This window comes from Desulfosporosinus sp. (assembly GCF_014237355.1).
Lineage (GTDB): Bacteria > Bacillota > Desulfitobacteriia > Desulfitobacteriales > Desulfitobacteriaceae > Desulfosporosinus.
Window position 1 is genome coordinate 19,354 of the sequence record NZ_JABZFS010000089.1, and the last position, 9,730, is coordinate 29,083.

General features: G+C 39.2%; 8 protein-coding genes and 1 pseudogene. 3 read left to right on the forward strand and 6 right to left on the reverse strand.

The genetic code is table 11. From position 1 onward, the window contains the following. Positions 1-33: 33 nt before the first annotated feature. Genes HGJ98_RS21480 through HGJ98_RS21490 form a run of 3 tightly spaced genes read right to left on the reverse strand, consistent with a single transcriptional unit; the run spans position 34 to position 1,457 of the window. Complete coding sequence (locus tag HGJ98_RS21480) at positions 34-240, reverse strand: hypothetical protein (RefSeq protein WP_291353853.1); 207 nt, start codon at positions 238-240, stop codon at positions 34-36. A gap of 54 nt (positions 241-294) precedes the next feature. After that, positions 295-495, reverse strand: a complete 201-nt coding sequence (locus HGJ98_RS21485; RefSeq protein ID WP_291353854.1) for a hypothetical protein — start codon at positions 493-495, stop codon at positions 295-297. Between the two features lie 53 nt (positions 496-548). Beyond that, positions 549-1,457 carry a hypothetical protein gene (locus HGJ98_RS21490; RefSeq protein WP_291353856.1) on the reverse strand — a complete coding sequence of 303 codons (909 nt, stop codon included), beginning with the start codon at positions 1,455-1,457 and terminating at the stop codon, positions 549-551. A 250-nt stretch (positions 1,458-1,707) separates the two neighbouring features. On the opposite strand from HGJ98_RS21490, the gene HGJ98_RS21495 reads away from it, so the two are divergent. Further along, positions 1,708-2,166, forward strand: coding sequence for a DUF6789 family protein (locus HGJ98_RS21495; protein ID WP_291353858.1), 459 nt, complete (start codon positions 1,708-1,710; stop codon positions 2,164-2,166). 124 nt (positions 2,167-2,290) lie between these two features. On the opposite strand, the gene hcp is transcribed toward HGJ98_RS21495, so the two are convergent. From hcp to HGJ98_RS21510, 3 genes are all read right to left on the reverse strand, one after another. Next, a complete protein-coding gene (gene hcp / locus HGJ98_RS21500; RefSeq protein ID WP_291353860.1) occupies positions 2,291-3,934 on the reverse strand; it encodes a hydroxylamine reductase in 1,644 nt (547 codons plus the stop codon). A 295-nt stretch (positions 3,935-4,229) separates the two neighbouring features. Next, complete coding sequence (locus tag HGJ98_RS21505; protein ID WP_291353862.1) at positions 4,230-5,537, reverse strand: GntP family permease; 1,308 nt, start codon at positions 5,535-5,537, stop codon at positions 4,230-4,232. Between the two features lie 406 nt (positions 5,538-5,943). Next, on the reverse strand, positions 5,944-8,172 hold the full coding sequence (locus HGJ98_RS21510; protein ID WP_291353864.1) for a 3'-5' exonuclease: 2,229 nt from the start codon (positions 8,170-8,172) through the stop codon (positions 5,944-5,946). Positions 8,173-8,449: 277 nt separating this feature from the next. Between HGJ98_RS21510 and HGJ98_RS21515 the strand changes: the two are divergent. Both HGJ98_RS21515 and HGJ98_RS22460 read left to right on the forward strand, forming a co-directional pair. Further along, positions 8,450-9,256 (forward strand): annotated as a pseudogene (locus tag HGJ98_RS21515) (MBL fold metallo-hydrolase). Between the two features lie 220 nt (positions 9,257-9,476). Further along, on the forward strand, positions 9,477-9,617 hold the full coding sequence (locus HGJ98_RS22460) for a helix-turn-helix domain-containing protein (protein ID WP_367142758.1): 141 nt from the start codon (positions 9,477-9,479) through the stop codon (positions 9,615-9,617). Positions 9,618-9,730: the final 113 nt, after the last annotated feature.

Below are 9,730 nucleotides of genomic sequence, written 5' to 3' on the forward strand. Positions count from 1 at the left end.
AAATTCATTATTGAAACTGCTTTTATATTAGCCTCAATTACGAACAAACTTGAAAAAGAGCATACCTATGGTCAAAAGAGTTATAACCACCGTGGCCACACCTAGATTGATGTGAAAGTTAACCGCATCTTCTGGAATTGCTAGAGCGGCTTTCTGAGTTCTTATCCAGAGACCACAAATTAAAACAGATAGCAACAAAAGACTAGATAATGAAACCATAATGGTTGAAATCAATTTCATTTATTCCCCTCCAATATTCCGCATTTTAGTTACGCTATTACACATTTTATAGATTTAATCCTGCCGTTTTACAGACGACAACTGTAATCCCATATCCCTGATTCTGTTTAAGATGCCATGCAAAGCGGCTTGATCCGCCACTTCCCCAGCAAGACGGCTTTCCCCTCCGGAAAGTAAGGTTATTTCAAGTCCTGCAAACCAGTCTTCCCGTCGTTGGTCAATGTGGCCCTTGATTATAATCTCATAACGTTCCATATAACTCACCACCACCTTTAAATTTACTTCCAGACATCCCCAGGGCAACAGGACTACGCTGGATTGACTGCCTTATCTACTTTGCTTCTTTTAAAGAAATCTTTTGGAAAGAACAGCTTCCATACTACAAGGATCTCCAGCCCAACTCCGATCCAGATCGATACTGGTGCAAACCAAGTGACAAGCCAAACTACCCCTGCTGCTAATCCTGTTAGCCATCTCTTCCATGTAAGCCCGCGGATTAACAATGAGACTAATGATACGATGAAGATTAAAGCAGTAACCACATAAATTACAACCTCGGTGTTTTGATTTGCCATGGGCTCTATTTGATTCTCTACCCGTCCTTTGACACCTTGTAAAATTTCACGGACTGCAAGATAATCGGTGAATTCTGTAAATAGGTCAAGAGATAGTAAACTAGGCTCTGCCCAATGAAAAGACCAGCGGATGCGACTAACCAAACGGGTATGGTCTTCATCTAAAGGATATAATGCCCAGATAAAACTACCCTTTTGATCCGTACCAGTCCAAATTAGGTATCGGTTTGGTTCAATTGCATAAAAGACCATGTGAGCAACAGAACTAATCGGAACGCTATCTCCAACCTTAAAATGTTGAAATTCCGGCAGGATGTGGTCCGCACTGTGAATTCCCAGCGGGCTCCCCAAGTTTTCGATAATATCATAACCATAATACCCAGCTCGCCCATATCCCATCTGTAGCAACCATGGCCAGATTTCCTCCGGAGTACCCTTGATGGTAATCGCCCGAGTAGAGAAAAACTCCGGCTGGGGATCTAAATGATCTCCAGGCATGACCTGATTCATTTCTTGTTCCGTTGCGCCCCAATTAAGCTGATAAGGACGTGCCCAAAGCAAGTACGCAGAGATTACCAAAGCCATTAGAATCAAGGTCGCCAGAATCCTTTTAAATAGGTTTAACCAAGACAAAGAAATCATAATTCTCCCCCCATAAATAGTAAAAAGACCTAGATGGTTTATACTTTAGTTATAAAACATCTAGGTCTTTAGGGAGCCTCTCCAAAGTAGGGTTTTCCTATTATCCGAAAGTAGGGTTTTGTTTGTCGATACATCCGCTTTTCTACATAACAAGACTGGGGAACTGGGCATGCTATTAACGATTACGATTAAAACATTTTTATAATCCGCTAATAACACTAAGCTTTGAGAATTCAGGGAGGAAATCGTATTGTATAAGGATAAGATTTTTATAGGAGTTGTAATTGGCATACTAGCCGACGGAGTAAAGTTACTTACTAATTATGTTCTATATATTCTTGGGTTCACAAAGGTTGTATTTTGGCAAATTGTAGCTACTCGCTTTATCCAAAAAGAGTATCTTTATAATAAGTTAGCTTATCTAATTGGTGCTATTGCAGACATTACCGTTACTTCTCTTTTAGGAGTGGTATTTGTGTATATAATTTACCTTTTTGGTTCAGAGAACTTATGGACGAAGGGATTAGGATTCGGTTTAGTGGTTTGGGTAGGCCTTTTCGGTACATTGCTCGGCCAAACTGTAGAGGATAAACTACCGCAAGAGCCAACTGGCGTGATCGTTACACTAATCGCGCATATAATATTTGGTTTAGCTTTGGCTTACTTTACCAAGTTGTTAGATCTAAATCGAGTAAAGGAAATAAAGTGAAGTTAGAATTCTTGCGCTTCTTGAAGTGCCTATACTGTAAGCCCGCACTTAATTGTTTAGTAAACAAGCTTAAGGGGATAAGGCACATTAGTGCTTGATCCCCTTTTCCTTTTACTCTCCAATATTAAGCCATGAAGATTTTTAGGTCGTCTTCAACATTGGTGATTCCAGCGATTCCAAAGTTATTGACCAAAACGGTCACAACGTTTGGAGATAAGAAAGCTGGAAGCGTCGGTCCGAGATGAATATTTTTTACACCCAGATACAAGAGGGCTAGTAACACTATGACAGCTTTTTGCTCATACCAAGCGATATTATACGAAATCGGGAGTTGGTTGACATCATCCAGGCCAAAGACTTCTTTTAGTTTTAAGGCAATGACCGCTAAGGAATAGGAATCGTTACACTGTCCTGCGTCAAGAACTCTCGGAATGCCGCCGATATCGCCTAGGTTAAGCTTGTTGTATTTGTATTTAGCGCATCCTGCTGTCAGAATGATTGTATCTTTAGGCAATGCTTGAGCAAAATCAGCATAATAGTCACGGCTCTTCATACGACCGTCACAACCAGCCATAACGAAGAATCGTTTAATTGCTCCGGATTTAACAGCATCTACAACTTTGTCTGCAAGAGCTAAGACTTGATTATGAGCAAAGCCTCCAACGATCTCACCAGTCTCAATTTCAGTAGGAGGTGGACATATCTTAGCCTGTTCTATGATAGCGGAAAAATCCTTAGCTTTTCCATCTGCGCGATCAGCGATGTGCTTAACCCCTTCAAACCCGACAACTCCTGTTGTGTAAAGACGATCTTTATAGGAATCCTTAGGTGGAATTAGACAGTTGGTGGTCAATAAAACCGGGCCATTGAAGGATTCGAATTCCTTGTCTTGTTTGTACCACGCATTTCCATAGTTACCGACAAAATGGTCATATTTCTTGAACGTAGGATAATAGTGGGCCGGGAGCATTTCGCCGTGAGTATAAACATCTACACCTGTACCTTGTGTTTGAATAAGCAGTTCTTCTAGATCTTTTAAATCATGTCCAGTTATTAGAATAGCCGGATTATTTTTAACCCCAATATTCACTTTTGTTAGTTCAGGATTACCATAGGTTGTCGTGTTTGCTTTGTCTAAAAGCGCCATGACATCAACGCCATGTTTTCCGGCTTCTAGTACTAAGGCAACTAGTTGGTCAGCAGTAAGGGTATCGTCTAGGGTAGCTGCTAGGGCTTTTTCAAGGAAGGCAAATATTTCGTCTTCTTTATAAGCCAGTACATAAGCATGCTCTGCATACGCTGCCATTCCTTTTAAACCATAGGTCAGTAATTCTCGTAAGGAACGTACATCTTCATTTTCCGTAGCTAATACGCCAACCATGGCTGCTTTAGCATCAAATTCATCGGCAGACGCTGTCCATGTTGCAGCATCATTTATTTCTGGGGCAATTGTTCCGCCAGCCTTGACAATGTCTTGTTTCAGCTGTTCGCGGAGTTTTAAGCCTTCTTGAATTCTTTCTATGAAACGGTTTTTATCAAAATTTGCATTCGTGATGGTAGTAAAGAGACTATCCATGATAAATTTATCTATTTCCGGTCGGACAATCCCCATCCCACGCGCTTGTACTGCAAAAATGGAAATACCTTTTAATGTGTAGATAAGTAGATCTTGCAAATTGGCAACGTTTTCTGGTTTTCCACAAACCCCTCTAACCGTACAACCGGTTCCTTTAGCCGTTTCTTGGCACTGAAAGCAAAACATACTCATTCCTATTTCCCCCTATATATGTATTATTTTCTTTAAAAGATTAATCTTATTATAAGTCATATTTGAATATTCTACCATGACTTCGGAGGTACTTTAGATGTGATGAAAGTCACACCTAAATTCCATGACGCTTTAGTTATTAGACCGAGAACCAACTAGATAAAACGAACGGATTTAGCATCTATATGCTGAACCCGTTCGTTTTCAGATTTTTATATTCATACCATTGCGTGACGGTTAGCACGGTTTATTTGATACGAACACTTTACCGTCTAATTAGCGCGCCTCAGGGATATTAATAAAAGAATATTCCGATAATTATAGCCAAAGCTGTTGCCAGCAAGGGTATAACCACCGTAACTACACCTAGGTCTTTATAGGCTTCTTTATGGGTTAAACCCATAACCATCAATAATGTAATAACCGCTCCAGAATGAGGCAGGGAGTCTAGACCACCGGAAGCTATCGAAGCGACCCTGTGTAACGCTTCGGGGCTTATCCCGGTTTGAAGGAACGCGGGACCCATGGTTTTCATGAAGATGGTCAAACCACCACTGGCAGAACCGGTAATACCTGCTATAACGTTTACAGCAATGGCTTCGGAAACCAAAGGATTGAATTGCATATTTAAGGCAAATTTGATAAACGCTTGGAAAGCCGGAACGTTTTGGACTACAAAACCAAAACCAACAATAGCCGCGGTATTAATAAGGGCCATGACACTGTTTGCACAACCATCGTTTAGTGCCTTAAGCGGATTCTCAAAACGCTTCCAGTTCAGCACATAGGTCAAACTAATACCAACTGCTAGAGCGATGCTGACCCCATAAAGAGCATCCATCTTCCCCTTCAGGAAAAAAATCACGCCGATAACAACTAGCAACGGCAAGAAAGCGACTTTCCAATCTGGCAGTTCACTGGCATCGGCCAATGATAGTTTATCCATATTGTCACGAGGACCAGGTACAAAATGTTCGCCATTAGCCTTTGCTTTGTTTGCCCGACTTTGCACATACCAGATACCTGCCCCGAAAAGAAACAAGGAACAGATAATACCCATCAAAGGAGCTGCGGTTGCAGTAGTTCCCAATACTTGAGCAGGAATAAGATTTTGAATGGAAGGGGATCCTGGCATAGCTGTCATGGTAAAAGTTCCGGCCCCAATACCAACAGTCGCTACGATAAGTCTCTTTGGCAAATCGGCTGCCTTAAAGAGGATCAGAGCCAATGGATAGACCGTAAAAATAACAATGAACAGGTTAACTCCACCGTAAGTAAGGATGGAGGTAGCTAATGCAACTACTAAAATAGCTCTGGATTCGCCAAACCTGTCCATTAATTTGTAAGAAATTGAGTTAGCACTTCCGCTCTCACCCATAACTTGACCAAATAATGCACCCAGAACAAAGATTAAGAAATAAGTACCCGCAAAATACTTGAATCCGTTGACATAATCCACCGATAGTGATTTCCAGATATCTCCGTCGTTTGTCAGAACAACGATTAGAGCACAAATTAGAGAAGCAGGAATGATACCCCAGCCTTTATAGGTCATAAAAATAATCACTGCGATGGCGATAAGTACACCAAGAACACCTAACATAAACGTACCCTCCTCAATCATTTTTTTTATGATTTCTTTCTGTTCAAACCGGAAATCCACCTCCTTTTACATTATTACCGTAAGAATATGCCAAAAATTTAGAAGAATGATTAAATGACTAAATCATTGCTTCTTTAAGGTTTCAGCTACATGGCGCACCAACAATAACGGGTTACTTGGATATTAAAAAAGAGAAAGACATCCCTGAGCACAGGAAATGCCTTAACTGATTGTTTTATTTTGCTACGAGGCTAATCTCATTTGTGTTTCACTTTTTCAAAATCAAATTCATGGATTAAACAAAAAATAAATACAAGAAAAGACACCCCCTACGGAATGCCTTCTATAATGGAGCTAGTGCACATGGAGTCATCAAGCCCGTATCTGCCCTTCTAATTAGTTCGGTTTAAATCCAGGGACTTTTATCACCTGTGTAATAAACAACCAGTCGATGGAGTGCTCGTGTACAGGCAATATACAGTAATTGTCTATCAAAATTACTTACATAGTTCTCCTTATTAACATCGTAAATGATCACAACATCAAATTCTAATCCCTTTGCCATATACGTTGGAATGACTAGTGCACCTTTTATAATTTCCCCGCCTCGAGGTTTAATTAGTGTTAGTTGGACCGATGTTTCCAACCGACGAAACACCTTTTCTGCCTCCTCTTGAGTTTTACATATGACGGCTACTGATTCATACCCTTGCTCTGTATAATTTTCTATATCCTCTATGATCGACTTGTCTATCTCCTCCAATGTTTCTCTGCGAATAACCTTAGGTTCCTCGCCATACCGTTCAATAGAACAATAATGATGTTGGTTACCTTCACCAAGTAGATTCTGTGTAAAGGTGTTGATTTCACATGTTGACCTATACCCTTTATTTAAATTCAGCTTAATCGTCTTACCTTTATTAAGTATCTCAGAAATATCGTCATATAATGAACTGTTTATTGTTCTTTCAATCGTCTGACGAATGTCTCCTAAGACAGTGTAGGTTGCATTGTGGTATAAAATCTTGAAAACCTCATATTGCAGGGGAGTGTAATCCTGGGCTTCATCAATGACCACATGTTTGATCCCAGAAACCACCTCATTCCCTTCAATTTTCAACTTCAAATAAAGAAGCGGAGCGTAATCTTCATAGTGCACTCGCCCCTTGCGTAGATTCTGAAGGGTTGTTGAAATAATTTCTTCAATATTGTCTGGAAGCATTAGACCCTGTGACAACTTGAGCAAAAGCCCAGGGTTCCCGAAAAGCAGCTTATACAAGTGTCCATAATCAACCTTTGTAAACTTTTGAATTCGTTCCCGAAAAGCCACAGCTTGCTTAATGGCTAATAATCGACTAAAGGACTTAATTTCAAAATCATGCCCTTCACTTTTTTCTACTATCTTTTCTAAACGTTTAAGTCTCTTCTTCTGTAATGGGTGAACCTTTTTCAAAAGGATCGTCTCAATTATTTTGAGTTGTTTGGCCATCGGAATACCAATTTCGTTGTGTAGAAAACGGTTTTTTAGCTGTTGCCTTGTCGCTAGAATTGTTCCGTTATAATAGACATCCTCAAAGGCAATAAGCCGATGAGCGTAATACCATAGCAATCTGTCAAGAATTTGCTTAAATACCCTCGACCCCTTAAAATCGATGCATTGCTGCCTTTGATCATTATCAGTCTCCGTTCGGGAATGTATCAATGATTCAAGCTGCATATCCCTTGTTTCTTCCCCAAACCTACCTTGAAATGCGTCTAAGACAAGATCGTCAAAGATGCTCTGCCTCACGTTTTCTTCACCCAGTTCAGGGAGGACACTTGAAATATAGTGACTAAAAACGGAATTAGGAGATATTATGATGACATCCTTAGACCGAAGATTGGAATTAAGACCCTCATAAAGGAGAAAGGCAATTCTATGCAGAGCAATCGATGTTTTGCCGCTACCCGCTACACCTTGTACGATTAAGAGCTCATGATCCCTATCCCTAATAATTACGTCTTGTTCCTTTTGAATCGTTTCCACAATATTTTTCATTTTGGCGGAAGTATTATGACTTAGCACTTCCTGCAGTATTTCGTCAGTAATCCTGACACTACAATCGAAGAAGTATTTCAGCTTTGAATCTCGAATTTGATATTGCCTTTTCAAAGAAACATCTCCACGACTAATCCCTGCCGGAGTGTCATACATTACTTCACCAAGTTCATACCTATAAAACACACTTGAAATAGGTGCACGCCAGTCATAAACGTAGACTTGACCAGTGTTTCTATCCATTAAATTGTAAAGTCCAATATATATCTTTTCTTTTTCATTAAAACCCTTTTCTATAATGTCAAATCTGCCAAAGTAAGGTGAGTTTATCATTTTCTTGAGGTTCTTAATACGCCGTGTATCGTAACTTGAGACATGATTATTGACTTGCATAAGATGCAGGTTAATATCGATAAGGCTCTCAAAGTCACTCGAACTATGAACGGTGTTATCATACATATCTTTTTTGGCCGCAATTAAATCACTCTTTTTCTCTTCTAGATTTTTCTCCTCCTTTTCCACCTCTTCGTCGATAAAGGCTAATGTCTTCTTAAGATATTCAATCTCCTCTTGATAGTTTTCTTGGTAGCTATCCATTAGATCACGCTCCTAAACAAAAGAATTGGAGAAAACCACTTGACATTTCCACACTGTTTGTGATAAAATATTAGTAAGAAGTATGGGGTAAAATGGTAAAATTCATCCATTTCTTATTATATAACAAATATATCTTTATGTATAGTAAATAAGATAAAAAGCCAGTGTTGAAATGACTCCTGTCTAGAAGAAAGATAGAAGATTTAAATCATCAATAATAAGTCTGATTTCGATAATTCATCGGAGTCGGGCTTATTAAGTTTGGGAGTGAAGATCAATGAATCATCTAATTGCATTAGGAACAGGCCATGCTGCTGTAACCAAGTGCTATAACACGTGTTTTGCCCTTTCAACTAAGAAAAATAAGTATATATTAGTAGATGCTGGTGGTGGTAATGGCATATTAGTTGCTTTATAAAAGGCAGGAATTCCTATCCACAAGATTCATCACGTGTTCGTAAGCCATAAGCATTCTGACCACCTACTCGGGATGGTATGGATTATAAGAATGATCGCATCGTCAATGCTTTTAGGTCAATATAGCGAGACCCTAAAAGTTTACTGCCATATGGAGCTAATGTACAATATCAAAACACTTGTAGGTTCAACACTTGATAAAAACTTAACGGACTTAATCGGAAGTCGAATTATCCTCATCCCTGTAAATGATGGGCAAACGGAAAAAATCTTAGGTCAGGATTTTACTTTCTTTGACATCCACTCCACTAAGGCAAAACAGTTTGGCTTCACCACCAAACTAAGTAACGCAAAACTACTTACCTTTTTAGGAGATGAACCCTATAACCCATTATGTGAGAACTATGCTTTAAATAGTGATTGGCTTTTAAGCGAGTCCTTTTGTCTCTATCGTGACCGTGAAAAATTCAAACCCTATCAGAAACATCACAGCACCGTCAAAGATGCTTGTGAACTTGCCGCTCACCTTAATATTAAAAATCTTATACTATGGCACACCGAAGACACCAATTTAACTCAGCGAAAAGCTCTTTATACTGCCGAAGGAAAGAACTATTACGACGGAAACCTGTACGTTCCCGATGATCTAGATGTTATTACACTGTAAAATCAAACTATTTTTCACTCTATTTCGGACATATATTTATTCTAGTAAAAAAGGAGCGTCTCAGTAATTATTCTGAGTCGCTCCTTTTTTCTCATAGATTAAAGATCCAAAAGACTCTCGTCAATCTTCACTTCAATTTCCTCTTCCCCAACTTGACCACTGAGCTTTCCATCTTAATTTTAACGAAAAAAAAAATAATGAATATATCCTTTCCAAGCATATTAAATTTACTGATATGGCAACGTTTCTCGATATCCATAAAGTCACTGTTTCCCGAATCATGAAAAAGCTTTCTCAAGAAAATGTAATTAAAAAAATGCATAATTCAATCTATATTTTAGATTACAATAAATTACTGTGAATGGTAAGATAAACTGATCGGTTTTTGGACACCAAAACTGATCGGAATTTGGCCACAAACTGATCGCTTTCATCTTGAAATAATAAAACTTAACCCTCATGCTAAACAAAGAC